21 protein-coding genes are annotated in these 22,934 nt (G+C 60.4%); 10 read left to right on the forward strand and 11 right to left on the reverse strand.

What is annotated here, in order from left to right:
- Nucleotides 1–14 precede the first annotated feature (14 nt).
- From AC1RAC_RS12820 to gcl, 6 genes are all read right to left on the reverse strand, one after another.
- Nucleotides 15–890, reverse strand: a complete 876-nt coding sequence (locus AC1RAC_RS12820) for an urea transporter (protein ID WP_054920108.1) — start codon at nucleotides 888–890, stop codon at nucleotides 15–17.
- Between the two features lie 131 nt (nucleotides 891–1,021).
- Nucleotides 1,022–2,437: a pyruvate kinase gene (gene pyk / locus AC1RAC_RS12825; protein ID WP_034127184.1), complete on the reverse strand. Its 1,416-nt coding sequence runs from the start codon at nucleotides 2,435–2,437 to the stop codon at nucleotides 1,022–1,024.
- Nucleotides 2,427–3,707, reverse strand: a complete 1,281-nt coding sequence (locus tag AC1RAC_RS12830) for a glycerate kinase type-2 family protein (RefSeq protein WP_197901431.1) — start codon at nucleotides 3,705–3,707, stop codon at nucleotides 2,427–2,429. Before AC1RAC_RS12830 ends, pyk begins: the two co-directional genes overlap by 11 nt.
- Before the next feature lie 176 nt (nucleotides 3,708–3,883).
- Nucleotides 3,884–4,774 carry a 2-hydroxy-3-oxopropionate reductase gene (locus AC1RAC_RS12835; RefSeq protein WP_198790738.1) on the reverse strand — a complete coding sequence of 297 codons (891 nt, stop codon included), beginning with the start codon at nucleotides 4,772–4,774 and terminating at the stop codon, nucleotides 3,884–3,886.
- A gap of 126 nt (nucleotides 4,775–4,900) precedes the next feature.
- Complete coding sequence (gene hyi, locus AC1RAC_RS12840; protein WP_014717718.1) at nucleotides 4,901–5,683, reverse strand: hydroxypyruvate isomerase; 783 nt, start codon at nucleotides 5,681–5,683, stop codon at nucleotides 4,901–4,903.
- 10 nt (nucleotides 5,684–5,693) lie between these two features.
- Entirely contained in the window at nucleotides 5,694–7,469 is a 1,776-nt protein-coding gene (gcl, locus tag AC1RAC_RS12845; protein ID WP_492616631.1) for a glyoxylate carboligase, read from the reverse strand.
- A 256-nt stretch (nucleotides 7,470–7,725) separates the two neighbouring features.
- On the opposite strand from gcl, the gene AC1RAC_RS12850 reads away from it, so the two are divergent.
- Nucleotides 7,726–8,166: a GlcG/HbpS family heme-binding protein gene (locus AC1RAC_RS12850; protein ID WP_020302584.1), complete on the forward strand. Its 441-nt coding sequence runs from the start codon at nucleotides 7,726–7,728 to the stop codon at nucleotides 8,164–8,166.
- 131 nt (nucleotides 8,167–8,297) lie between these two features.
- Here AC1RAC_RS12850 and AC1RAC_RS12855 read toward each other — a convergent pair whose 3' ends face one another.
- On the reverse strand, nucleotides 8,298–8,903 hold the full coding sequence (locus AC1RAC_RS12855) for a TetR/AcrR family transcriptional regulator (protein WP_032897537.1): 606 nt from the start codon (nucleotides 8,901–8,903) through the stop codon (nucleotides 8,298–8,300).
- A 134-nt stretch (nucleotides 8,904–9,037) separates the two neighbouring features.
- Between AC1RAC_RS12855 and AC1RAC_RS12860 the strand changes: the two genes are divergently transcribed.
- A complete protein-coding gene (locus tag AC1RAC_RS12860; RefSeq protein ID WP_492616632.1) occupies nucleotides 9,038–9,952 on the forward strand; it encodes a DUF808 domain-containing protein in 915 nt (304 codons plus the stop codon).
- 56 nt (nucleotides 9,953–10,008) lie between these two features.
- Here the strand turns inward: AC1RAC_RS12860 and AC1RAC_RS12865 are convergent, their stop codons facing one another.
- Entirely contained in the window at nucleotides 10,009–10,797 is a 789-nt protein-coding gene (locus AC1RAC_RS12865) for an MlaA family lipoprotein (RefSeq protein ID WP_003189993.1), read from the reverse strand.
- Nucleotides 10,790–12,088 (reverse strand): serine/threonine protein kinase, encoded by a 1,299-nt coding sequence (locus AC1RAC_RS12870; protein ID WP_200583536.1) that lies wholly within the window; start codon nucleotides 12,086–12,088, stop codon nucleotides 10,790–10,792. Before AC1RAC_RS12870 ends, AC1RAC_RS12865 begins: the two co-directional genes overlap by 8 nt.
- Before the next feature lie 233 nt (nucleotides 12,089–12,321).
- On the opposite strand from AC1RAC_RS12870, the gene AC1RAC_RS12875 reads away from it, so the two are divergent.
- Nucleotides 12,322–12,690, forward strand: a complete 369-nt coding sequence (locus tag AC1RAC_RS12875) for a hypothetical protein (protein WP_014717724.1) — start codon at nucleotides 12,322–12,324, stop codon at nucleotides 12,688–12,690.
- A gap of 106 nt (nucleotides 12,691–12,796) precedes the next feature.
- Here the strand turns inward: AC1RAC_RS12875 and AC1RAC_RS12880 are convergent, their stop codons facing one another.
- Nucleotides 12,797–14,350 carry a glycoside hydrolase family 17 protein gene (locus AC1RAC_RS12880; RefSeq protein ID WP_057976703.1) on the reverse strand — a complete coding sequence of 518 codons (1,554 nt, stop codon included), beginning with the start codon at nucleotides 14,348–14,350 and terminating at the stop codon, nucleotides 12,797–12,799.
- Between the two features lie 332 nt (nucleotides 14,351–14,682).
- On the opposite strand from AC1RAC_RS12880, the gene AC1RAC_RS12885 reads away from it, so the two are divergent.
- The 3 genes from AC1RAC_RS12885 (at nucleotide 14,683) to AC1RAC_RS12895 (ending at nucleotide 17,733) form a co-directional block, all read left to right on the forward strand.
- On the forward strand, nucleotides 14,683–15,534 hold the full coding sequence (locus AC1RAC_RS12885; RefSeq protein ID WP_003233255.1) for a glycine betaine ABC transporter substrate-binding protein: 852 nt from the start codon (nucleotides 14,683–14,685) through the stop codon (nucleotides 15,532–15,534).
- Between the two features lie 232 nt (nucleotides 15,535–15,766).
- Entirely contained in the window at nucleotides 15,767–16,078 is a 312-nt protein-coding gene (locus tag AC1RAC_RS12890) for a DUF485 domain-containing protein (RefSeq protein ID WP_003190001.1), read from the forward strand.
- Nucleotides 16,075–17,733, forward strand: a complete 1,659-nt coding sequence (locus AC1RAC_RS12895; protein WP_014717727.1) for a cation acetate symporter — start codon at nucleotides 16,075–16,077, stop codon at nucleotides 17,731–17,733. The genes AC1RAC_RS12890 and AC1RAC_RS12895 overlap by 4 nt, the downstream gene beginning before the upstream one ends.
- Before the next feature lie 246 nt (nucleotides 17,734–17,979).
- Here AC1RAC_RS12895 and gltA read toward each other — a convergent pair whose 3' ends face one another.
- Nucleotides 17,980–19,269 (reverse strand): citrate synthase, encoded by a 1,290-nt coding sequence (gene gltA, locus AC1RAC_RS12900; protein ID WP_014717728.1) that lies wholly within the window; start codon nucleotides 19,267–19,269, stop codon nucleotides 17,980–17,982.
- A 365-nt stretch (nucleotides 19,270–19,634) separates the two neighbouring features.
- Between gltA and sdhC the strand changes: the two genes are divergently transcribed.
- The 4 genes from sdhC to AC1RAC_RS12920 are packed head-to-tail and all read left to right on the forward strand — an operon-like array spanning nucleotide 19,635 to nucleotide 22,863.
- Nucleotides 19,635–20,009, forward strand: a complete 375-nt coding sequence (sdhC, locus tag AC1RAC_RS12905; protein ID WP_014717729.1) for a succinate dehydrogenase, cytochrome b556 subunit — start codon at nucleotides 19,635–19,637, stop codon at nucleotides 20,007–20,009.
- Nucleotides 20,003–20,371 carry a succinate dehydrogenase, hydrophobic membrane anchor protein gene (gene sdhD, locus AC1RAC_RS12910; protein WP_003172805.1) on the forward strand — a complete coding sequence of 123 codons (369 nt, stop codon included), beginning with the start codon at nucleotides 20,003–20,005 and terminating at the stop codon, nucleotides 20,369–20,371. The genes sdhC and sdhD overlap by 7 nt, the downstream gene beginning before the upstream one ends.
- A gap of 3 nt (nucleotides 20,372–20,374) precedes the next feature.
- The gene (gene sdhA / locus AC1RAC_RS12915) at nucleotides 20,375–22,147 is read left to right on the forward strand and encodes a succinate dehydrogenase flavoprotein subunit (RefSeq protein WP_054920095.1); all 1,773 of its coding nucleotides are present in this window, start codon (nucleotides 20,375–20,377) and stop codon (nucleotides 22,145–22,147) included.
- A gap of 11 nt (nucleotides 22,148–22,158) precedes the next feature.
- Nucleotides 22,159–22,863: a succinate dehydrogenase iron-sulfur subunit gene (locus tag AC1RAC_RS12920; protein WP_003172807.1), complete on the forward strand. Its 705-nt coding sequence runs from the start codon at nucleotides 22,159–22,161 to the stop codon at nucleotides 22,861–22,863.
- Nucleotides 22,864–22,934 lie beyond the last annotated feature (71 nt).

Below are 22,934 nucleotides of genomic sequence, written 5' to 3' on the forward strand. Positions count from 1 at the left end.
AATATCGAGCAAGCCTAGGGCGATTCGAACGGGCTGTCCATGTGAGGCTTGTGCAGCATTCGCTGACCGGCGCGCACCAGCCAGCACGCGAGAATAAATGGCGCGGTCAGCGCGGGCAGGTGCAGGCCGCAAAAGCCAGGGGTGAGCAGGATGGCCAGGCCGATACCCAGCAGTGGCAACCAAGGCTGGCGACGCGACGAGCACAGGGCCAGCGCGGCCAGCGCGGGGTTATAGCTATGCAGGCCGAGCAGGGCGCCAGTGGGGTCGTTCAACCACAGGCCGGCCAGCATGCCGAGAGTGGCGCCGCCCAAGGCCCACGCGACGGCGCGACGGTCGGCCAGCAGCAAGCCCAGGGCGATCAGCACACCCGCCAGGGGCTGATCCAGCAGCATGATTTGCCCAAGGCCGGTGAAGGGTGCTGCCAGTACAGCGACAGTGTCGGGCTCGCTCAGCGCAAGGGTGTTCTCCGGGGCCTGGCCGAGCAGCAACCAGCCCAGGCCAACAAAGGGCGCGGTGTACGCTGGCAAATCCAGGGGTTGGGTCGCGTGTTTCAACCAGTGCCGAGTGAGGATGGCACTCAAGCCGCCGCACGCCAGGATCAGCGGCGGCACCAGCGCCGACCAGGCAAAGTGCTGGCTGATCAACAGGCCCAGCAATACGCCGTTGTAGCTATACAGCCCGGCCTGGCGCTCGGCTTTGGGATACCCCCGGCGCTGGGCCGTGAGCAACCCTGCGACGCCCCCCAGCAAGGCACCGCCAAGCAAGGCCGGGGCACCGATCAGGATCGCCAGCAGGCACAGCAGGCCGCACAGCGGGTGGCGCTGCAGGAAGATTTGGCTGAAGCCGTTGAGCAGGGCTTCGGCCCAGTCGGGGCAGGTTGGGTTGTGCATTTGGGTTGAGTCAATAAGACCGAGTTGCCCTCATCGCAGGCAAGCCAGCTCCCACATTTGATTGATGTTCGACATGCAAACTCGATCAAATGTGGGAGCCGGGCTTGCCCGCGATGAGGCCCTGACAGGCGCTAAATCAGCGTCTCTATACGCAGCGAATTGGTGGACCCCGGCTGCCCGAACGGCACCCCTGCGGTAATCACCAAGGTATCGCCACGCTGCGCCATGCCCTGGGCCTGGGCAATTTCCAGTGCGGTGGAACACACCTCATCCACCTGGCGCAGCCGATCATTGACCACCGAGTGCACGCCCCACGCCACGCTCAGGCGCCGCGCCGTGGACAGGTTGGGTGTGAGGTTGAGGATCGGCGCCACGGGCCGCTCCCGCGCCGCGCGCAAGCTGGAACTGCCGGACTCGCTGTAGTTCACCAGCACCGCCACCGGCAGGATGCTGCTGATGCGGCGGATCGCGCAGCTGATGGCGTCCGACACCGTGGCATCTGCCTTGGGCCGGCTGACATCCAGCTGTGCCTGGTAGTCCGGGCCGTTTTCCACCTGGCGGATGATCTTGCTCATCATCTGCACCGCTTCCAGCGGGTACTCGCCCGAGGCGGTTTCCGCCGACAGCATCACCGCATCTGCACCTTCGGCCACCGCGTTGGCGACATCGGTGACTTCGGCGCGGGTGGGTGCCGGCGAGAAGCGCATGGATTCGAGCATCTGCGTGGCCACCACCACCGGCTTACCCAGTTGGCGGCAGGTGCTGATGATGTCTTTCTGGATCTGCGGCACGCTCTCGGCCGGCACTTCCACGCCCAGATCACCCCGGGCCACCATGATCGCGTCACTCAGTTCGGCGATTTCACGCAACCGTTGCACCGCCGAAGGCTTTTCGATCTTGGCCATCAAAAATGCTTTATCGCCGATCAGCTCGCGGGCTTCGCGGATGTCTTCCGGGCGCTGCACAAACGACAGCGCCACCCAGTCCACACCCAGCTCCAGGCCGAAGCTCAGGTCGCGGCGGTCCTTGGTGGTGAGTGGGCTCAGTTCCAACAGCGCTTGTGGGACGTTCACACCTTTGCGGTCAGACAGTTCGCCGCCATTGAGCACGGTGGTGTCGATGGCATCGGCATGCTTGGTGATTACGCGCAGGCGCAGCTTGCCGTCGTCGAGCAGCAGGTCCATACCCGGCTCCAGGGCCGCGATGATTTCCGGGTGGGGCAGGTTGACCCGGCGTTGGTCGCCCAGGGTTTCATCCAGGTCCAGGCGCAGGGCCTGGCCGCGTACGAGCTGCACCTTGCCTTCGGCAAAGCGTCCCACCCGCAGCTTCGGCCCTTGCAGGTCCATGAGGATACCGAGCGGGTAGTTGAGCTGGCGCTCGACCTGGCGAATCCACTGGTAGCGCTGGGCATGGTCGGCGTGGTCGCCGTGGCTGAAGTTGAGACGGAAGATATTTACCCCGGCCTCCACCAGCTCGCGGATATCGTCGATACCGTCGGTGGCCGGGCCCAGAGTGGCGAGGATTTTGACCTTCTTGTCAGGCGTCATGGTTGGCAGTCTCGAGGATCAGGATGGCGCGGAAGTCGTTGACGTTGGTGCGCGTCGGCTCGGTGACGATCAAGTCGCCCAGGGCGGCGAAATAGCCGTAGCCGTTGTTGTTGTCCAGCTCATCACTGGCCGACAAGCCCAGGGCTTCGGCACGGCGGTAGCTGCAGGGGGTCATGATCGCGCCGGCGTTGTCTTCTGAACCGTCGATGCCATCGGTATCGCCGGCCAGGGCGTACACGCCGGGCAGGCCCTTGAGGCTGTCGGTGAGGCTGAGCAGGAATTCCGCATTGCGCCCGCCACGGCCGTTGCCGCGTACGGTGACGGTGGTTTCGCCCCCCGAAAGGATCACGCACGGTGCCGCCAGTGGCTGGCCGTGCTGCACGATCTGCCGGGCGATGCCGGCGTGTACCTTGGCCACATCGCGGGCTTCGCCTTCCAGATCACCGAGGATCAGCGGGCTGAAACCGGCCTGGCGCACTTTGACCGCCACCGCTTCCAGGGATTGCTGCGGGCGGGCGATCAATTGGAAGTGGCTGCGGGCAAGCACCGGATCGCCAGGCTTGACGGTTTCCGAGGCCGGGTTCTGCAACCAACTGCGCACCGAAGCGGGGGTGTCGATGTGGTAACGCTTGAGGATCGCCAGGGCCTGTTGCGAGGTGCTAGGGTCACCGACGGTCGGGCCCGAGGCAATCACCGTGGCCTGGTCGCCCGGTACATCGGAGATCGCGTAGGTGTACACCGTGGCCGGCCACGCAGCCTTGGCCAAGCGCCCGCCCTTGATGGCCGAGAGGTGCTTGCGCACGCAATTCATCTCGCCAATGGTGGCGCCGGATTTAAGCAGGGCTTTGTTGATGGCTTGTTTGTCCGCCAGGGTGATGCCCTCGGCGGGCAGGGCGAGTAGTGCCGAGCCACCGCCGGAGAGCAGGAAAATCACACGGTCGTCTTCACCCAGATGGCTGATCAGTTCCAGCACGCGCTGGGCTACGGCCAGGCCGGCCGCATCCGGAACCGGGTGGGCGGCTTCGACCACTTCGATTTTTTTGCATGGCGCGCCATGGCCATAGCGCGTGACCACCAGGCCCGAGACTTCGCCCTGCCAACAATCTTCCACGACCAATGCCATGGCGGCCGCGGCTTTACCGGCGCCGATCACGATCACACGGCCACTGCGGTCGGCAGGCAGGTAGGGTTCAAGGACTTGCCGGGGGTGGGCGGCATCGATGGCTGTGGCAAACAGCTCGCGAAGCAGGTGTTGCGGATCGACCGACATAAGCGGGCTCCCGGGGGATTCTTGTTATTAGAGGTGCAGCGATCGTTCCCACGCTCTGCGATCGTTCCCACGCTCTGCGTGGGAATGCAGTCCGGGACGCTCTGCGCCCAAAGCGTGACGCGGAGCGTCACAAGAGGCATTCCCACGCGGAGCGTGGGAACGATCAGCGGTGTGGGTTATTTATCGCGAATCGAGAAATTCGCCATATGCTCCAGGCCCTTGATCAGTGCCGAGTGGTCCCAGTTGCCGCCGCCAAGTGCCGTGCAGGTGCTGAACACTTGCTGGGTGCCGGCGGTGTTCGGCAGGTTGATCCCCAGTTCCTTGGCGCCGGCGAGGGCCAGGTTCAGGTCCTTCTGGTGCAGGTTGATACGGAAGCCCGGATCGAAGGTGCCCTTGATCATGCGCTCGCCGTGCACTTCCAGGATCTTGGACGATGCAAAGCCACCCATCAGCGCTTCACGCACTTTGGCCGGGTCGGCGCCGTTTTTGGAGGCGAACAACAACGCTTCGGCCACCGCCTGGATGTTCAGGGCAACGATGATCTGGTTGGCCACCTTGGCGGTCTGGCCATCGCCATTGCCGCCTACCAGGGTGATGTTTTTGCCCATGCTCTGGAACAGCGGCAGCGCGCGTTCGAACGTCTGCGGTTCGCCGCCGACCATGATGCTCAAGGTGCCGGCCTTGGCACCGACTTCACCACCGGACACCGGGGCATCCAGGTAATGCGCGCCGGCCTGGTTGACCTTGGCGGCGAATGCTTTGGTCGCAGTAGGGGAGATCGAGCTCATGTCGATCACCACCTTGTTCGGCGACAGGCCCGCAGCCACGCCGTCGGCGCGAAACAGCACGTCATCGACTTGTGGGGTGTCGGGCACCATGACGATGATGAACTCGGCTTCCTGGGCCACTTGTTGCGGGTTGGCCAGCGCCACGGCGCCGGCGCTGATCAGTTCAGCCGGAGCCTTGCCGTGATGTTCGGAGAGAAACAGTTGATGGCCTGCTTTCTGCAGGTTGGCGGCCATGGGTTGGCCCATGATGCCGGTGCCGATAAATCCGATTTTAGCCATGATCAAAAACCTCTTTTAGTGTGTGCGCTGGCTTGCCTGCGATGGCATCACCCCCGTATGCCTGATACAGCGAGGTGTCTGCATCGCAGGCAAGCCAGCTCCCACATTGTTTTGTTTTGTGTTGTGTCAGATGGCGTTGTGGGTTTTGAGCCAACCCAAACCCGCCTCGGTAGTGGTCAACGGCTTGTACTCACAGCCGACCCAACCCGCGTAACCAATGCGGTCCAGATGCTCGAACAGGAAGCGGTAGTTGATCTCGCCGGTACCTGGTTCGTTGCGCCCAGGGTTGTCCGCCAGCTGAATGTGATTGATCTCGCCGAGGTGCGCCGCCATGGTCCGCGCCAGGTCGCCTTCCATGATTTGCATGTGGTAGATGTCGTATTGCAGGAACAGATTGGCGCTGCCCACTTGCTCGCGAATCGACAGGGCCTGCGCCGTGTTGTTGAGGTAGAAGCCGGGAATGTCGCGGGTGTTGATCATCTCCATCACCAGCTTGATACCCGCCGCTTGCAGCTTCTCGGCGGCGTACTTGAGGTTGGCGACAAAGGTCTTTTCCACGGTCTCGTCATCGACGCCTTGTGGCCGGATTCCCGCCAGGCAATTGACCTGGGTGTTGCCCAAGACCTGGGCATAGGCGATTGCCAGTTTGACCCCGGCACGGAACTCCTCGACCCGGTCCGGGTGGCAAGCCAGGCCGCGCTCGCCCTTGGCCCAGTCACCTGCAGGCAGGTTGAACAACACCTGGGTCAGGCCGTTGGCGTCCAACTGCGCCTTGATGTCGGCAGAGCTGAACTCATACGGGAAGAGGTACTCCACGCCCTGGAAGCCGGCATCGGCAGCCGCTTTGAAGCGGGCAAGGAAATCCTGTTCGGTAAACAGCATGGACAGGTTGGCAGCAAAGCGCGGCATAGGGTTCTCCTTAATCGAGCAGGGAAATGGCAGTCGGCGCGTCGTTGCCGACCAGGGCCAGGTCTTCGAATTCATTGACGGCGTTGATCTCGGTGCCCATGGAAATATTGGTCACCCGCTCCAGAATAATCTCAACGATCACCGGCACCTTGAATTCTTCGATCATCTCTTGGGCGCGGCGCAAGGCCGGTTGGATCTGGCCTGGCTCGAACACACGCAGAGCCTTGCAGCCCAAGCCCTCGGCAACCGCCACATGGTCGACGCCATAGCCGTTGAGTTCGGGGGCGTTGAGGTTGTCGAAGGACAGCTGCACGCAGTAGTCCATCTCGAACCCACGCTGGGCCTGACGGATCAGGCCCAGGTAAGAGTTGTTCACTACCACATGGATGTACGGCAGCTTGAACTGCGCGCCCACCGCCAGTTCTTCGATCATGAACTGGAAGTCATAGTCGCCCGACAAGGCCACCACTTTTCGGCTCGGGTCGGCCTTGACCACGCCCAGCGCTGCGGGAATGGTCCAGCCCAGTGGGCCAGCCTGGCCGCAGTTGATCCAGTGGCGTGGCTTGTACACATGCAAGAATTGCGCGCCGGCAATCTGCGACAGGCCGATGGTGCTGACGTAGCAGGTGTCTTTGCCGAACACCTGGTTCATCTCTTCGTAAACGCGTTGCGGCTTGACCGGCACGTTGTCGAAGTGAGTCTTGCGGTGCAGGGTGGCCTTGCGTTGTTGGCAGTCATGCAACCAGGCACTGCGGTCCTTGAGCTTGCCGGCGGCTTTCCACTCGCGGGCCACTTCAATGAACATCGTCAGCGCGGAGCCGGCGTCGGAAACGATGCCCAGGTCCGGTGTGAACACGCGGCCAATCTGGGTCGGTTCGATGTCGACATGAATGAATTTACGGCCTTCGGTGTACACCTCTACCGAACCGGTGTGACGGTTGGCCCAGCGGTTGCCGATGCCCAGCACCACGTCTGACTTGAGCATCGTCGCGTTGCCGTAGCGGTGCGAGGTTTGCAGGCCGACCATGCCCACCATCAGCGGGTGGTCGTCCGGGATAGTGCCCCAGCCCATCAGGGTCGGGATCACCGGGATGCCGGTCAGCTCAGCGAACTCCACCAGCAACTCGCTGGCGTCGGCGTTGATCACGCCGCCACCGCTCACCAGCAATGGGCGTTCGGCTGCGTCGAGCAGAGCCAGGGCTTTTTCCACTTGCACACGGGTCGCCAGCGGCTTGGCCAGCGGCAGCGGCTGGTAGGCGTCGATGTCGAACTCGATCTCGGCCATCTGTACGTCGAACGGCAGGTCGATCAGCACCGGGCCGGGACGGCCGGAGCGCATTTCATAGAAGGCCTTCTGGAACGCGTAAGGCACTTGGCCGGGTTCCAGCACTGTGGTTGCCCACTTGGTCACCGGCTTGACGATGCTGGTGATGTCCACGGCCTGGAAGTCTTCCTTGTGCATCCGGGCGCGGGGGGCTTGGCCGGTAATGCACAGGATCGGGATCGAGTCGGCCGAGGCGCTGTACAGGCCGGTGACCATGTCGGTACCCGCCGGTCCCGACGTGCCGATGCACACGCCGATGTTGCCGGCCTTGGTACGGGTGTAGCCCTCGGCCATGTGCGAGGCGCCTTCAACGTGGCGAGCAAGGATGTGATCGATGCCACCCACCTTCTGCAAGGCCGAATACAGCGGGTTGATCGCGGCGCCTGGGATACCGAAGGCGGTATCCACACCTTCACGGCGCATCACCAGGACGGCGGCTTCGATTGCTCTCATTTTGCTCATGGTTTTGGTGCCTCTTGCGTTTTGTAATTGTATACAAGTGGTGTCTGTCCAAAGTGTATTCACGGCGAGCGGCGTTGGTCAATGCCTTTCGTAAACTGACCTTTGCGTTCGTCGGAAGCGCTTTTTTCGACGTGTGGAGCCTTTGTTGGAAAATATTGTATACAAAAATAAACATCATTGTGTTCTATTTGTGTGATCGAGCATCTGATCAAACAGACCTCACCGCGTTACCCATAACAAGATAAGGACGGCACCCATGAGCGCTTTAACCTTGAAACTCGCCACCCAACTGGCCACCCAGGCCCTTACCGCAGGCCGCACCATTTCGGCTGCGCCACTGACCATCGCCGTGCTCGACAGCGGCGGCCACCTGGTCACCCTGCAACGCGAAGACGGCGCCAGCCTGCTACGGCCGCAAATCGCCATCGGCAAGGCCTGGGGCGCCATTGCCCTGGGCAAGGGTTCACGTTTGCTGGCGCTGGACGCCCAACAGCGCCCGGCGTTTATCGCGGCGTTGAACAGCCTGGGGCAGGGCAGCGTCGTGCCGGCGCCGGGTGGGGTATTGATTCGGGATCAGAGCGGCATGGTGCTGGGTGCGATCGGGATCAGCGGGGACACGTCCGATATTGACGAGCAGTGTGCGATCACGGCGATAGAGGGAGTGGGGTTGATGGCGGATGCGGGGGTGTCGGCTTGAATCGTTCTGACTGTGAGTAGGCTATCGCGGGCAAGCCCGCTCCCACAGGGGATTGTGACCATTTTACATTTTGTGTCCGGCGCAAATCCGTGTGGAAGCTGGCTTGCCTGCGATAGCCTCGCCGCGGTCTATCAATCCGGCTCACATCCCTTGAGCACCAACCGAATAATCGTCTGCGCCGCCGCCTCATAATCGGCCTCATCCAGCTTGGCCTTGCCGGTTACCGCCGAGATCTGCCAGTCGAAATCGGCATAGGTCTGGGTGGCTGCCCAGATGCTGAACATCAGGTGGTTGGGGTCGATCGCGGCGATCAGGCCACGGTCAACCCAGCTCTGAATGCAGTCGATATTGTGCTTGGCCTGAGCGTTGAGCTGCTCAACCTGGTCGGCGCTCAGGTGTGGGGCGCCGTGCATGATTTCGCTGGCGAACACCTTGGAGGCGAACGGCAGGTCGCGGGAGATGCGGATTTTGGAGCGGATGTAGTTGCTCAATACTTCCTTGGGCTCGCCTTCGGGGTTGAACGGCGTGGAGGCGGCCAGGATCGGCTCGATAATGCTTTCGAGCACCTCGCGGTAAAGGTTGTCCTTGGACTTGAAGTAGTAATAGACGTTGGGCTTGGGCAGCCCGGCCTTGGCGGCGATGTCGCTGGTTTTGGTCGCGGCGAAGCCCTTGTCGGCAAACTCCTCGCTCGCCGCCCGCAGGATTTTTTCTTTGTTGCGCTCGCGAATGCTGCTCATAAACCAGACGTTTCCTTGCCATGACAGGCGGTTGCGCATGGTAGCACCGGCCATCCGCAAGCCTCAACAATCTGCCCGCAAGGCCTTGCGCCGCGCTATGCTCGCGCCATCTCTCTCTAACGGAAGTCCGGTTCATGGCAGGAAGCAGCTTGTTGGTGTTGATTGACGATATCGCGGCGGTACTCGATGACGTCGCGCTGATGACAAAAATGGCCGCCAAGAAGACATCGGGCGTGCTGGGCGATGACCTTGCACTGAACGCCCAGCAGGTCTCCGGCGTGCGCGCCGAGCGAGAAATCCCGGTGGTGTGGGCGGTGGCCAAGGGCTCGTTTATCAACAAGCTGATCCTGGTGCCGACGGCCCTGTTGATCAGCGCCTTTGCACCCTGGGCGGTGATACCACTGTTGATGCTTGGCGGTGCCTATCTGTGTTTCGAGGGCTTCGAAAAGCTCGCGCACAAATTCCTGCACAGCACGGCTGAAGATCAAGCCGAACACGCACAGTTGGCTGAAGCGGTGGCCGACCCGGCAACCGATCTGGTGGCGTTCGAGAAAGACAAGATCAAGGGCGCGATCCGTACCGACTTCATTCTGTCCGCCGAAATCATTGCCATCACCCTCGGCATCGTCGCCGACGCGCAGCTCACGCAGCAGGTGATCGTGCTGTCGGGTATCGCCATTGTCATGACCATCGGCGTATATGGATTGGTGGCCGGTATCGTCAAGCTCGACGACCTGGGGCTGTGGCTGACGCAGAAGCCGGGCCAGGTGGCGCGCAGTATTGGCGGCGCGATCCTGAGCGCGGCCCCCTACATGATGAAGAGCTTGTCGGTGATCGGCACGGCGGCGATGTTCATGGTTGGTGGCGGTATCCTCACCCATGGCGTGCCCGTGGTGCATCACTGGATCGAAACCGTGAGCCAGAGCACCGGCGCGTTGGCGTGGCTGATGCCAACGCTGCTCAATGCGGTGGCGGGGATCATCGCCGGCGCAGTCGTCCTGGCAGTGGTCAGCGTGGCAGGTAAAGGTTGGAAAGCACTGCGAGGGTGAAACCGCAGGCATAAAAAAGGCCATTCAATCGAATGGCCTTTTTTTATCGCTGCTGTTTACTCGGCAATCTGCAACTTGCGCGATTCGGTGTAGATATACCGCACCTTCTCATACTCGAACGGCGAGTTCATCTGGCCGTAGCGGAAGCTGGTCTGGTAGCGCTTGTCGACGGCGCGCAGGGCCCAGACTTCCGGATGGTTGGAGCTGACTTCAGACACGTTGAGGAAGTTGATCTGCGATTCGGCGCTGTAGTCCACCAGCAGGCCGCCGGTATCACGCAGGTTCGACGGCCCGAAAATCGGCAGCATCAGGTAGGCGCCACCCGGTACACCGTAGAAGCCCAGGGTCTGGCCGAAGTCTTCGCTCTGGCGCGGCAGGCCCATGGCGGTGGCCGGGTCCCACAGGCCCGCGATGCCAATGGTGGTGTTGACCAGCAGGCGCCCGGTGGTTTCCAGCGAGCGGTGGCCCTTGAGCTGCAACAAGCTGTTCATCAGGTTGGGCACATCGCCCAGGTTGTTGAAGAAGTTGCTCACGCCGGTGCGCAGAAAGCTCGGCGTAACATAGCGGTAACCGTTCACCACCGGCAGGAACACCCACTGGTCGAAGCGATAGTTGAAGTGGTACACGCGGCGGTTCCACGACTCCAGTGGGTCGTAGACGTTGAGCGCGGTGAGCGTGGAACGCTCGAATTCGCGCTGGTCCAAGCCTGGGTTGAACTTGAGCTTGGTCAGCGGCTCCTTGAAGCCGTCGGCATCGACCTTGACGGGTTCTTGGGCCTTGCTGTTGTCGGCATTGGCCACGCCTGCGCACATCAGTGCGGCGAGCAGCAGAAGATATTTAGCCACGGAAGAACTCCAGCATGGCGTCGGCGTTGACGCGGTAATTGAGGTTGCCGCAGTGGCCGCCCAGCGGGTAGACGGTCAAGCGATCGCCGAAGGTTTTACGCAGGAAACCCAGGTCGCCAGGGCCGAGGATCACGTCGTCGGCGTTATGCATCACGGCGATTTTCGGGCTGTCGCGCAGGTAGTCCTTGAGGGCGTAGAGGCTGACCTGGTCGATCAGTTGCAGCAGGCTGCCGCCATCGGAACGCGCGCGCCACATCGGGATCACTTGTTCGGTGAGGTAGCAGTCGAAGTCACACTGCAGGGCACGCTTGAGGAACGGCGTGAGGCTGGTGCCTTCGGTAATCGGGTACTTGGGCGGAATAATCAGGCCACGTCGGTTGATCAAGTCCGAAGTGAAGGCAATGTCGGCGGCCGAGAAGCGGAACGAGGTGCCGATCAGCATGGCCATCTGTTCGTTGGTCAGGTGCTGCTTGGACTGCTGGAAGTCATAAAGCAGGGCATCGTTGAGGTCGATGTAGCCTTTTTGCTGGAAGTAACGCGTCAGTTTGCTCAGCACCAACTCATAGAAGGTGGTGCTGTTGTTGATGCCCTTGACCTCGGTCTGTACCAGCTTGTCGAGGTTGGTGATCGAGGTGTAGAGGTTGACCGGCGGGTTGAGCAGCAGCACTTTCTTGAAGTTGAAGCTGCGGCGGGTCTCATCCAGCTTGCTGACAAACGCCGCATCCAGGGCGCCCAGGCTGTAGCCGGTGAGGTAGAAATCGGTCACGGGCAACGAGGCGTTCTGCGCGCGTACGGCTTGCATCACGCGGTACATGTCTTCGGCGTCTTCCTGGGTGATGCCCGGGGTGGCGAAGCGCGAAGCGGCGCTGATGAAGTCGAAGCTGGTTGGCGAGGAGAGCTGCACCACATGGTAGCCGGCCTGGTAATACAGCTTTTTCAGGTATTCGTTAATGCTGCTGTCAAAGCGTGCACCGGTGCCGGCGATCAGGAAGATCAAAGGCGCGGCGCGGTCCTGCTTGGCAATGCGGTAGGTGAGTTTCTTCACCGCCCAGAAATTGTCCGGCAGGCTGAACTCGCGCTCGGGGCGCATCGTCAGGGTGTAGTCGGACTGGTTGATGTCGTCGTCTGTCGGCAGGGTTGGCCGCAGATCGGGAGGTGTGGTGGCGATGGTCGCTTCGAACGGGTTGGTCAAAGGGTAGCCATAGCTGGCTTGGTCGATATCGACGGCCAGTGCTGACGCACTCAAAAATAGGCTGCCCAGCAAGGCAGCACAGCGCAAGGAACGGAGCATGACTTAATCCCTAAGAGGAACGGGCTGAATGAAGTTCGCAGGCTATGACCACCGCCTTGTCACCGAAGTGCCAGCACTCGGCACGAAAAGTCGGAAAAAACGTCGGAATCGGGGTAATAGTAGCGAGACGATACACTTTGCCATGCTTTGTTGAACAGATATCTATGCGAACACCTTGCTAACGGCCGCCGTGGGATTAAGCTGGGCGCCGTTTTTGCCTATCGGAGTGCCCCATGTCCCGTCGTTTGCCGTTGATCCTGCTGCTTATTGCCCTGCCGTTATGGCTGGCCGCCAGTTATGCCGCACGCTATGGCTTCATGGAGGATGGGCAATGGGTTGGCATCTGCGCTGATGAGGCCAGCCGCTGGGAATGCCAGGTGCGTTCGAACCTGGGTTTGATGATTCATTTCAAGCTGCTGGGGTGGGCGGCGTTGATCACTTCGGTGCTGGGCTTTTTTGTACCGGGGCGTGCGGGGTGGGCGTTGGCGGTGGTGGGGTTGGTGTTCGGGTTGCCGGCGCTGGCGCTGTACAACACGACGTTTGCGGTGTTCGCGGTGGTGATTGCGGGGTTGCGGTTGGTCAGGAAGCCTCGCGGCGCCTGATGTGGCCTCATCGCAGGCAAGCCAGCTCCCACAGTTGACTGTGTTCACACATTTCTATCTGTGAGCACGGGCAACTGTGGGAGCTGGCTTGCCTGCGATAGCGGTGTTACGCCTTGCGCACTCGCAAGCAACGCCACAAAGCCGCAACCATCAGCACGCTGACCACTGCCCAACCCCAGGCCTGCTGGTTCAGCAGCCCTTCACGGTACAACTGCGGCGCAACGCCGGCACCGATGATAAAGGCCAGCAACGCAATCTCCCGACGTGGCCCGGTCACCGGGCGTATCAGGTACACCAGGGCCGGCAACACCAGCGCTGCGCTTGGAAAGCTGCGATAGCGCGGGTCAAACACCAGCGCCAGCATCATCACCGCACCGGCAAACCCGGCGATTGCCATCAACCAGCCGGCGCGCTGCTCCAGCCAGTTGAACCCGCGCTCACGCCAGCCTTGCCGGGCGCTGAGGGCCAGGGCGGTATGAGCCAGCACCAGCAGGTTCAAGACCACCAGCAAGCCTGCCCATAGCCATTCATCGTTGAAACGCGCAGTGACGCGGGTCAGTTCGGCCCAACTGCCGATGGAGCACGCTGCGACGGCCCCTAGCAACGGCAGTATTAACGCAGAGCGAGTGCTGCGAACGCGGCCGCCGAGCACCAGGGTGCCCAGCAGGATGAGCCCGCCGACGCCCAGCCACAGCCGCCAGTACGGCACATTGGTCACCGGGCCGGCGAGGATACCTTTGTCCTGACGGTCTGCATCGAACAGCCCCCAATAACCGCCCACTGCGCCTTCACTCGCACGTTTCCACGGCTGGTCAAAGGCTTCGATCAGGTTGTAGCGCCAGCCATTGGCTTCGGCCATGGCCACGAAGCCGCGCATGAACCTGGCCTCATTGACCCGGCTGGGCACGGCGGTTTCGCGCTGCCGGCCTTCGCTGGGCCAGCCGGTTTCGCCGATCACGATGTCCTTGGGCGCGAATTTATGGCCGAAGGTCTGGCGCACATCGCCCACGTGCTTGAGCGCCTGGTCGATGCCGGACGGCTCATCTTCCCAATACGGCAACAGGTGAATGGTCAGGAAGTCCACCGCAGGCTCGATTTCCGGGTGTTGCAACCAGAACTCCCAGACATCGGCATAGGTGACGGGCTGCTTGATTTGGCTTTTAACCTGATGGATCAGCGCCACCAGTTGCTTGGCGGTGACTTCCTTGCGCAGCAGGGCTTCGTTGCCGACGATCACCGAGGTCACCACGTCCGGGCTGGCGTTGGCCGCCGCGATCAACTCGTTGATCTCTTTTTCGGTCGCCACGGGGTCGCTGCTGACCCAGGCCCCGGCCATGACTTTCAACCCATGCTTGCGCGCCATGTCCGGCAGGGCCTCCAGGCCGGTCATGGAGTAGGTGCGAATGCATTCAAAGCGCGTAGCCAGTAGCGCGAGGTCGGCGTCCATGCGCTCGGGGCGCAACGCGAACGGTTGATCGAATGGGGATTGGTCTTTGTCGAACGGTGTGTAGGACGCACATTGCAGCTTATGGCTGGCGCTGGCGACGTCTGGCAACACCACGGGCCGGCCGAGGCCGTACCAATAGCCGACAAGGGCAAGCACGCCGAGGATCAAGGCGAAGAAATAGGGCAGGGCAGGGAAGCGGGCAGTCGCGGGCATGGTCGGCTTATCTGGGGGAGCAAAGGCGCGCATCTTACCCGGATTTGCCGCAGCCCTGTGGGGCTGCATAATTTTGACATGCAAACTTCGGGCGGGATTCTGGCGATAACGCCTACAAAGCATCCTGCTGGCGATGTGATGTCGTTTCCTGCTCAACCAAGGTCGCTGACAGAGCAGGGCAAATGCCTACGCAGGTTGAAGATAAAACTGTCAGTACTCCACTGATGCCTCAGCAACCGGATCGATGCGCGTGAAGGGGGCGCGGTGCACCCTATAACAACAGTTTGACGTCGCTCGGCATCCGTCGGGCGCAGCACTTTCGGGGAAGTACTATGAAGATGCGACGACTCTTGGGCGCAGCTGCCACTCTGGTAGTTGCGATGGGCTCCACACTGGCCAGTGCCGACAGCAAGACCCTGAGCATCGGCTACGTGGACGGCTGGTCCGACAGCGTGGCCACTACTCACGTGGCGGCAGAGGTGATCAAGCAAAAGCTCGGCTACGACGTAAAACTGCAAGCGGTTGCCACCGGGATCATGTGGCAGGGCGTCGCCACCGGCAAACTCGATGCCATGCTTTCCGCCTGGCTACCTGTAACCCACGGTGAATACTGGACCAAGAACAAGGACAAGGTGGTCGACTACGGCCCCAACTTCAAAGACGCCAAGATCGGCCTGATCGTGCCTGAATACGTCAAGGCCAAGTCCATTGAAGACCTCAAGACCGATACCACCTTCAAGAACAAGATCGTCGGCATCGACGCCGGTTCAGGCGTAATGCTCAAGACCGACGAAGCTATCAAGCAATATGGCCTGGACTACAAACTGCAAGCCAGCTCGGGTGCGGCGATGATTGCCGAACTGACCCGCGCCGAAGACAAGCAGGAGTCGATTGCGGTCACCGGTTGGGTGCCGCACTGGATGTTCGCCAAGTGGAAACTGCGTTTCCTGGACGACCCAAAAGGGATTTATGGTGCTGCTGAAACCGTCAACAGCATCGGCAGCAAGGGCCTGGAGAAGAAAGCGCCGGAAGTCGCAGCCTTCCTGAAGAAATTCCAGTGGGCCTCCAAGGATGAAATCGGTGAAGTCATGCTGGCGATTCAAGAAGGCGCCAAGCCGGACGCCGCGGCCAAGGACTGGGTAGCCAAGCACCCCGAGCGCGTCGCCGAATGGACTGCTAAATAACCCCGCCCCAATTGTAGGAGCGAGCTTGCTCGCGAAGAACGCACAGGCACCGCGATCATCCAGAATGAACGCGTTATCGTTGACGTTTTTCGCGAGCAAGCTCGCTCCTACACTTTTTACAAATCCTCGCTAAGCTCGATCTACTACTAAGGTCGTCTGGAACCCATTGCGCAGCCGCATACAGTGGATACGTTCCAAAATAATAAAAAGCTGTGCTGCGAGGATAAAAACAATGAACGACAGCATTTACCTCTCGATTCAAAACAGCCCGCGTTTCAAGGAGCTGGTCAGGAAAAGGGAAAGGTTCGCCTGGATTCTCTCGGCGATCATGCTAGGGCTTTACTCCGCTTTCATCCTGTTGATTGCCTACGGGCCACAAGTGCTGGGGGCCAAGATCAGCCCTGGTTCCTCGATTACCTGGGGCATTCCCCTGGGCGTCGGGCTGATTGTGTCGGCCTTCATTCTCACCGGCATCTACGTGCGTCGGGCCAACGGCGAATTTGACGACCTGAACAATGCGATTCTCAAGGAGGCTGCGCAATGATCCGGCGTCTATTGGCTCTATTCGGTGCTTCGCTGTTGGCTCCTGCCGTTTGGGCGGCGGACGCATTGACCGGTGAAGTGCACAAGCAACCGCTGAACATCTCGGCCATTGTGATGTTCGTCGCGTTTGTCGGCGCCACCCTGTGCATCACTTATTGGGCGTCCAAGCGCAACAAGTCGGCGGCGGACTACTATGCGGCGGGCGGCAAGATCACCGGTTTCCAGAACGGTCTGGCGATTGCCGGTGACTACATGTCGGCGGCGTCCTTCCTGGGGATTTCCGCGCTGGTGTTCACCTCCGGTTACGACGGCTTGATCTACTCGATCGGCTTCCTTGTGGGCTGGCCGATCATTCTGTTCCTGATCGCCGAGCGCTTGCGTAACCTGGGCAAATACACCTTTGCCGACGTGGCGTCCTATCGCCTGGGGCAAACCCAGATCCGCAGCCTGTCGGCGTGTGGCTCGCTGGTGGTGGTGGCGTTCTACCTGATCGCGCAGATGGTTGGCGCGGGCAAGCTGATCCAGCTGCTGTTTGGCCTTGATTACCATGTGGCGGTGATCCTGGTGGGTATCCTGATGTGCCTGTACGTGCTGTTCGGCGGCATGTTGGCGACCACCTGGGTGCAGATCATCAAGGCGGTACTGTTGCTGTCCGGTGCCTCGTTCATGGCGCTGATGGTGATGAAGCACGTCAACTTCGACTTCAACATGCTGTTCTCCGAGGCGATCAAGGTTCACCCCAAAGGTGAAGCGATCATGAGCCCCGGCGGCCTGGTGAAGGACCCGATCTCGGCATTCTCCCTGGGCCTGGCACTGATGTTTGGTACTGCTGGCCTGCCGCACATCCTGATGCGCTTCTTCACGGTAAGCGACGCCAAGGAAGCGCGTAAGAGCGTGCTGTACGCAACCGGCTTCATCGGCTACTTCTATATCCTGACCTTCATCATCGGTTTCGGTGCGATCCTGCTGGTCAGCACCAACCCGGCGTTCAAGGATGCAGCGGGCGCCTTGCTTGGTGGTAACAACATGGCGGCGGTGCATCTGGCCAACGCGGTGGGTGGCAGTATCTTCCTGGGCTTCATCTCGGCCGTGGCGTTTGCCACCATCCTGGCGGTGGTTGCCGGCTTGACCCTGGCGGGTGCTTCGGCGGTGTCCCATGACCTGTATGCCAGCGTGATCAAGAAAGGCAAAGCCAACGAGAAAGATGAGATTCGCGTGTCGAAGATCACCACCGTAGCCTTGGGTGTATTGGCCATCGGCCTGGGTATCCTGTTCGAAAGCCAGAACATTGCGTTCATGGTCGGCCTGGCGTTCTCCATCGCTGCCAGCTGTAACTTCCCGGTGCTGCTGCTTTCCATGTACTGGAAAAACCTCACCACCCGCGGCGCCATGATTGGCGGCTGGCTGGGCTTGATCAGCGCCGTGGGCTTGATGATCCTCGGCCCGACCATCTGGGTGTCGATCCTGCACCATGAAAAGGCGATCTTCCCGTACGAGTACCCGGCGCTGTTCTCGATGATCATTGCGTTCGTCGGCATCTGGTTCTTCTCCATCACCGACAAGTCGGCGGCGGCAGAGAAAGAGCGTGCGCTGTACTTCCCACAGTTCGTGCGTTCGCAGACTGGCCTTGGGGCGAGTGGGGCGGTTAATCACTAAGTCGTCAGCTGCATAAGAGATACCCCGGTCACAAGGCCGGGGTATTTTTTTGCCTGGGTGTTTTGTGTTGCCTGGGCTGGCCTCATCGCGGGCGAGCCCGGCTCCCACGCTGGGCCGTGTCCTTTTGTTGGAATGCGGTCCAATGTGGGAGCTGGCTTGCCTGCGATGACGGTAGATCAGGCCACACCAACAAAAACGGCCTCCACTAAGGGAGGCCGTTCTCAATGCAGCTAAGCAGTTGAATGCTTACTTGCGGTCTTCCAGCTTGGTGATGTCACGCGACTCGTAGCCGGTGTACAGCTGGCGCGGGCGGCCAATCTTGTACGGGCTGGAGAGCATTTCTTTCCAGTGGGAGATCCAGCCCACGGTCCGCGCCAGGGCGAAGATTACGGTGAACATGCTGGTTGGAATGCCGATCGCCTTGAGGATGATCCCCGAGTAGAAGTCGACGTTCGGGTACAGCGAGCGTTCGATGAAGTACGGGTCGGTCAGGGCGATCTCTTCCAGGCGCATGGCCAGTTCGAGTTGCGGATCGTTCTTGATGCCCAGTTCCTTCAACACTTCGTCGCAGGTCTGCTTCATGACGGTAGCGCGCGGGTCGCGGTTTTTGTAGACCCGGTGACCGAAGCCCATCAACTTGAACGGATCGTTCTTGTCCTTGGCCTTGGCGATGAAGGTGTCGATGTTGGACACATCGCCGATTTCATCGAGCATGGTCAATACGGCTTCGTTCGCACCGCCGTGGGCAGGGCCCCACAGTGCGGCGATACCGGCGGCAATACAGGCGAACGGGTTGGCACCCGAAGAGCCCGCCAGGCGCACGGTAGAGGTGGAAGCGTTCTGCTCGTGGTCGGCGTGGAGGATGAAGATCCGGTCCATGGCCTTGGCGAGCACCGGGCTGATCGGTTTGATCTCGCACGGGGTGTTGAACATCATGTGCAGGAAGTTTTCCGCGTACGTCAGGTCGTTGCGCGGGTACATCATGGGTTGGCCCATGGAGTACTTGTAAACCATTGCGGCCAGGGTAGGCATCTTGGCAACCAGGCGGATCGCGGAAATTTCGCGATGCTGCGGGTTATTGATGTCCAGGGAGTCGTGATAGAAGGCCGACAGGGCGCCTACTACACCGCACATGACGGCCATCGGGTGGGCGTCGCGACGGAAGCCGTTGAAGAAGGTCTTCAACTGCTCGTGAACCATGGTGTGGTTCTTCACGGTGCTGACGAACTGGGCTTTCTGCTCGGCTGTTGGCAATTCGCCATTTAGCAGCAGGTAGCAGGTTTCCAGGTAGTCCGACTTTTCAGCCAGTTGCTCGATCGGGTAGCCGCGATGAAGCAGAATGCCATTGTCACCATCGATATAGGTGATCTTCGACTCGCAGGAAGCGGTCGACATGAAGCCTGGGTCGAAAGTAAAACGGCCCGTGGCCGTCAGGCCCCGTACGTCGATAACATCGGGACCAACGGTGCCGGTTAAAATGGGCAGCTCGACGGGGGCTGCGCCCTCGATGATCAACTGCGCTTTTTTGTCAGCCATGTGGCCTCCTATTTATGCTTCAAATCATCAGACAGACCCCCCACGCAGGGCCCGCACCACTATATTGATATAAATCCAGATGTCAATTTGCCTAAAGTCTTGCGCCAGAAGGCTTTAACCGTACTTTTTCGTCGAAATTGACTGCCATTTACGCCTTTTATCCCGCCAGCGCAATCAGCTATTAGGGTGAGGTGTGCGCGTTGTCATTAGTAACCTAACTGTCTATACTCGGCCACCGACCGCCAAGGGCTTTTGGGCTTGCTTTCATTGGGGGTCGCACTCCCTGGGTGGTGCTTACCTGACCAGTCGCACTCCCCAACAACTTTGCCCTGATTGTTAGGGGCTCTTCAGTGTGAAAAAAAGCCGTGAATAGCCAACGACCTGTAAACCTAGACCTAAGGACCATCAAACTCCCCATCACCGGCGTTACGTCGTTCCTGCACCGTGTTTCCGGCATCATCCTGTTCCTGGGCTTGGGCATCATGCTTTATGCATTGAGCAAATCCCTGGGTTCCGAGGAAGGATACGCCGAGGTGAAGGCATGCTTGACCAGCCCGCTGGCCAAGTTCGTAGCATGGGGCCTCCTGTCCTCTCTTCTGTATCACCTGGTAGCCGGTGTGCGCCACTTGATCATGGACATGGGCATCGGTGAGACGCTGGAAGGCGGCCGCCTGGGCTCGAAAATCATCGTCGCCATTTCCGTGGTGCTGATCGTTCTGGCAGGAGTTTGGATATGGTAACCAGCGTAACGAATCTGTCGCGTTCGGGCCTCTATGACTGGATGGCACAGCGTGTGTCTGCGGTCGTTCTCGCGGCTTATTTCATTTTCCTGATCGGATACCTCGTCGCAAACCCGGGCATAGGCTATGAGCAATGGCACGGCCTGTTTTCCCACAATGCGATGCGAATCTTCAGTCTGCTGGCCCTTGTAGCCCTGGGCGCTCACGCCTGGGTTGGCATGTGGACCATCGCGACTGACTACCTGACGCCGATGGCGCTGGGCAAGTCCGCGACTGCAGTACGTTTCCTCTTCCAGGCAGTATGCGGCGTTGCGATGTTCGCTTACTTCGTCTGGGGTGTGCAGATTCTTTGGGGTATCTGATTCATGGCTAACATTCCAACTATTTCATTCGACGCCATCATTATTGGTGGCGGCGGTGCGGGCATGCGCGCTGCGCTGCAGCTGGCCCAGGGCGGTCACAAGACTGCCGTGATCACCAAGGTGTTCCCGACGCGCTCGCACACCGTATCGGCCCAGGGTGGCATCACATGCGCCATCGCCTCCGCCGACCCGAACGATGACTGGCGCTGGCACATGTACGATACCGTCAAGGGTTCCGACTACATCGGTGACCAGGACGCTATCGAATACATGTGTCAGGAAGGCCCGGCCGCGGTGTTCGAGCTGGACCACATGGGTCTGCCGTTCTCCCGTACCGAGCAAGGCCGTATCTACCAGCGTCCATTCGGCGGCCAGTCGAAGGACTACGGTAAAGGCGGGCAGGCTGCCCGTACCTGCGCTGCGTCCGACCGTACCGGTCACGCGCTGCTGCATACCCTTTACCAAGGCAACCTGAAAGCCGGTACCACGTTCCTGAACGAGTACTACGCGGTAGACCTGGTCAAGAACGCACAAGGCGAGTTCGTCGGTGTGATCGCCATCTGCATCGAAACTGGTGAAACCACCTACATCCGCGCCAAGGCTACTGTGCTGGCGACCGGTGGTGCAGGTCGTATCTACGCGTCGACCACTAATGCCCTGATCAACACCGGTGACGGCGTCGGCATGGCCCTGCGTGCTGGCGTACCGGTACAAGACATCGAAATGTGGCAGTTCCACCCGACCGGCATCGCCGGCGCCGGTGTACTGGTGACCGAAGGTTGCCGTGGTGAAGGTGGTTACCTGATCAACAAGCACGGCGAGCGTTTCATGGAGCGTTATGCTCCGAACGCCAAAGACTTGGCGGGTCGTGACGTTGTGGCTCGTTCGATGGTTAAAGAGATCATCGCCGGTAACGGCTGTGGCCCGAATGGCGACCACGTACTGCTCAAGCTCGATCACCTGGGCGAAGAAGTGCTGCACAGCCGCCTGCCTGGTATCTGCGAGCTGTCCAAGACCTTTGCCCACGTTGACCCGGTAGTTGCTCCGGTTCCGGTGGTTCCAACTTGCCACTATATGATGGGCGGCGTGCCGACCAACATTCACGGCCAGGCAATCACCCAGAACGCCGAAGGCGAGGACGAGATCATCCATGGTCTGTTCGCGGTAGGCGAAGTGGCTTGCGTATCGGTTCACGGTGCCAACCGCCTGGGCGGCAACTCGCTGCTTGACCTGGTGGTATTCGGTCGCGCGGCCGGCCTGCACTTGGAAAAAGCGCTGACTGACGGCATCGAATACGATGACGCCACCGACGCCAACATCGAAGCTGCCCTGGCGCGTCTGAACGCTCTGAACGAGCGCACTGATGGCGAAGACGTAGCAACCCTGCGTCGCGAGCTGCAAAGCTGCATGCAGAACTACTTCGGTGTGTTCCGTACCGGCGAATACATGCAGAAGGGCATCGCCCAGTTGGCTGACCTGCGCACGCGCATCGCCAACGTCAAGATCAACGATAAGAGCCAGGCGTTCAACACCGCTCGTATCGAAGCCCTTGAACTGCAAAACCTGCTGGAAGTGGCTGAAGCGACGGCGATCGCCGCCGAGGTTCGTAAAGAATCCCGTGGTGCTCACGCTCGTGAAGACTTCGAAGATCGCGACGACGAAAACTGGTTGTGCCACACCCTGTACTTCCCGGGTGACAAGCGCGTAACCAAGCGTGCCGTGAACTTCTCGCCGAAGACGGTACCGACGTTTGAACCGAAGATTCGGACTTACTAAGGGTGGCTGCCATGTTGAAAGTCAGTGTTTATCGCTACAACCCTGATCAGGACGCTGCGCCGTTCATGCAGGAGTTCCAGGTCGATACCGGTGGTAAAGACCTGATGGTGCTGGATGTACTGGCACTGATCAAAGAGCAGGACGAGGGTTTCTCCTATCGTCGCTCTTGCCGTGAAGGTGTGTGCGGTTCCGACGGCATGAACATCAACGGCAAAAACGGCCTGGCGTGCATCACGCCGCTGTCCGCCGTGGTCAAAGGCAACAAGCTGATCGTTCGTCCGCTGCCAGGTTTGCCGGTTATCCGTGACCTGGTCGTCGATATGAGCATCTTCTACAAGCAATACGAGAAAGTTAAGCCGTTCCTGCAGAACGACACGCCGGCTCCGGCCATCGAGCGTCTGCAGTCCCCGGAAGAACGTGAAAAGCTCGATGGCCTGTACGAGTGCATCCTGTGCGCTTGCTGCTCGACATCCTGCCCGTCCTTCTGGTGGAACCCGGACAAGTTCCTGGGTCCAGCTGCGCTGCTGCAAGCCTACCGCTTCCTGGCAGACAGCCGCGACACCAAGACGTCCGAGCGTCTGGCTTCGCTGGATGACCCGTTCAGCGTATTCCGCTGCCGCGGGATCATGAACTGCGTCAACGTATGTCCTAAAGGCCTGAACCCGACTAAGGCCATTGGTCACATCCGTAACATGCTGCTGCAGAGCGGCGTGTAACTGACGTTGTAGTAAAAGCAGGACCGTTGTGCCCGTAAATGCTACGGCGCAGGCTTCAACCGGCGCCGTAG

The sequence above is a fragment of the Pseudomonas sp. GW823-FHT02F05 genome, assembly GCF_058797315.1.

Bases quoted from the DNA above. Each gene is read 5' to 3' on its own strand.
- AC1RAC_RS12820 (WP_054920108.1), bottom strand. From the start codon at position 890: ATGCACAACCCAACCTGCCCCGACTGGGCCGAAGCCCTGCTCAACGGC.
- pyk (WP_034127184.1), bottom strand. From the start codon at position 2,437: ATGACGCCTGACAAGAAGGTCAAAATCCTCGCCACTCTGGGCCCGGCC.
- AC1RAC_RS12830 (WP_197901431.1), bottom strand. From the start codon at position 3,707: ATGTCGGTCGATCCGCAACACCTGCTTCGCGAGCTGTTTGCCACAGCC.
- AC1RAC_RS12835 (WP_198790738.1), bottom strand. From the start codon at position 4,774: ATGGCTAAAATCGGATTTATCGGCACCGGCATCATGGGCCAACCCATG.
- hyi (WP_014717718.1), bottom strand. From the start codon at position 5,683: ATGCCGCGCTTTGCTGCCAACCTGTCCATGCTGTTTACCGAACAGGAT.
- gcl (WP_492616631.1), bottom strand. From the start codon at position 7,469: ATGAGCAAAATGAGAGCAATCGAAGCCGCCGTCCTGGTGATGCGCCGT.
- AC1RAC_RS12850 (WP_020302584.1), top strand. From the start codon at position 7,726: ATGAGCGCTTTAACCTTGAAACTCGCCACCCAACTGGCCACCCAGGCC.
- AC1RAC_RS12855 (WP_032897537.1), bottom strand. From the start codon at position 8,903: ATGAGCAGCATTCGCGAGCGCAACAAAGAAAAAATCCTGCGGGCGGCG.
- AC1RAC_RS12860 (WP_492616632.1), top strand. From the start codon at position 9,038: ATGGCAGGAAGCAGCTTGTTGGTGTTGATTGACGATATCGCGGCGGTA.
- AC1RAC_RS12870 (WP_200583536.1), bottom strand. From the start codon at position 12,088: ATGCTCCGTTCCTTGCGCTGTGCTGCCTTGCTGGGCAGCCTATTTTTG.
- AC1RAC_RS12875 (WP_014717724.1), top strand. From the start codon at position 12,322: ATGTCCCGTCGTTTGCCGTTGATCCTGCTGCTTATTGCCCTGCCGTTA.
- AC1RAC_RS12880 (WP_057976703.1), bottom strand. From the start codon at position 14,350: ATGCCCGCGACTGCCCGCTTCCCTGCCCTGCCCTATTTCTTCGCCTTG.
- AC1RAC_RS12885 (WP_003233255.1), top strand. From the start codon at position 14,683: ATGAAGATGCGACGACTCTTGGGCGCAGCTGCCACTCTGGTAGTTGCG.
- AC1RAC_RS12890 (WP_003190001.1), top strand. From the start codon at position 15,767: ATGAACGACAGCATTTACCTCTCGATTCAAAACAGCCCGCGTTTCAAG.
- AC1RAC_RS12895 (WP_014717727.1), top strand. From the start codon at position 16,075: ATGATCCGGCGTCTATTGGCTCTATTCGGTGCTTCGCTGTTGGCTCCT.
- gltA (WP_014717728.1), bottom strand. From the start codon at position 19,269: ATGGCTGACAAAAAAGCGCAGTTGATCATCGAGGGCGCAGCCCCCGTC.
- sdhD (WP_003172805.1), top strand. From the start codon at position 20,003: ATGGTAACCAGCGTAACGAATCTGTCGCGTTCGGGCCTCTATGACTGG.
- sdhA (WP_054920095.1), top strand. From the start codon at position 20,375: ATGGCTAACATTCCAACTATTTCATTCGACGCCATCATTATTGGTGGC.
- AC1RAC_RS12920 (WP_003172807.1), top strand. From the start codon at position 22,159: ATGTTGAAAGTCAGTGTTTATCGCTACAACCCTGATCAGGACGCTGCG.